Source organism: Shewanella sp. 11B5 (assembly GCF_002836795.1).
GTDB lineage: Bacteria > Pseudomonadota > Gammaproteobacteria > Enterobacterales > Shewanellaceae > Shewanella > Shewanella frigidimarina.
On sequence record NZ_PJAP01000119.1, the window covers coordinates 1 to 1,231 of the forward strand.

The window sequence follows — 1,231 nt, forward strand, 5'->3', positions numbered from 1 at the left end:
ACCATTACTCACCATTAATTGCTCAGCAGGACTATACCGTTAAAGAATCGCTTTCTTTTGTGGACCGCATGTTTGCTGGCAAGTTAACCCCATTGGTTGCCGGTTTTGCGCAAAAGAACAAGCTGTCGGCAGAAGATGTCGCCGAACTGCAAACCTTACTTGATGATTGGCAGAAGGAACAAAAGTGATGATTAATTGGTTTATGGAACAAACCATCTCATTGAGCGTGGTGTGTTTAGTATTACTGGTATTGCACCGGTTTATATTGTCTAAATTTGGGGCGCACTATACCTATTTTATGTGGATATCCGTGCCACTCTTAATCATTGCAGATTTACTGCAAATGATATTACCGCACCACTTTAGCTGGTTTGGTAGCAATAACGCAGCCTCAATCATCCAGCAGTATTATGTGTTTGCTAGCGATACCGCTGCGTTGTCGGCAGGCTTATTTGACTTATTATATCTGCCATATCTCTACGGTATCGTTATCACGTTATTAGTCGCTAATATCGTGATGGAATACGGCTACCTGCAACGGTTAATCCAGCGTGGATGTCAGCTAGATATTCCTTCTGTAAAGCTTAACGTATTAGCCCATCCAGATATTGAATCACCTATGCTCGCAGGGTTTATTACCCCCAGTATTTTGGTACCAACAAGCTTTACGTTACTCGAAGAAAGCCAGCAGCAAGCCATTATTCAGCATGAGATTTATCACTATCAACGTGGTGATTTATGGGCAAATGCCCTGGCTTATGGATTAACCGTATTGTTTTGGTTCAATCCGTTGATGTGGTTGAGCTATCGCCGTTTTAGACAAGATCAAGAATTGTCATGCGATGCGCAGGTCACTGCCAGCATGAAAGCCCAAGCTAAAATTGCCTATAGCAGAACACTACTGGCCTATTCACAACATGCACCTTTGAGCATGTTACACACCCATTATGGGGATAAAACCATCTTAAAAGAGAGGATCTTACAGATGAAAAAGCAACATGGAAAAAGCACCTTAACATTGATTGGAATGACATTGGCTATTGGTGTTGGTGCCTTTATGTTTAATCAGCAGGTATTTGCAGGTAATAATCTTAGCGTTGAAAACAAAGCCGATGCTATGGCGATGCCTGTGATAAGAATTGAGCCTAGCTACCCAATTGATGCTGCTAAAGAAGGGCTTAATGGCTATGTGCAAATGTCATTTGATATCAGTCCAAATGGCAGTGTGAAC

Annotated in this window: 2 protein-coding genes; both read left to right on the forward strand. The window is 42.0% G+C overall.

Features of this window, described 5'->3' with window-relative positions:
• Positions 1-188: BlaI/MecI/CopY family transcriptional regulator (locus CXF78_RS00985; protein ID WP_145991291.1), on the forward strand; the 188-nt coding region annotated here is incomplete at its 5' end.
• On the forward strand, positions 188-1,231 hold a 1,044-nt coding region (locus CXF78_RS00990; protein WP_102035728.1), incomplete at its 3' end, for a M56 family metallopeptidase. The genes CXF78_RS00985 and CXF78_RS00990, both read left to right, overlap by 1 nt.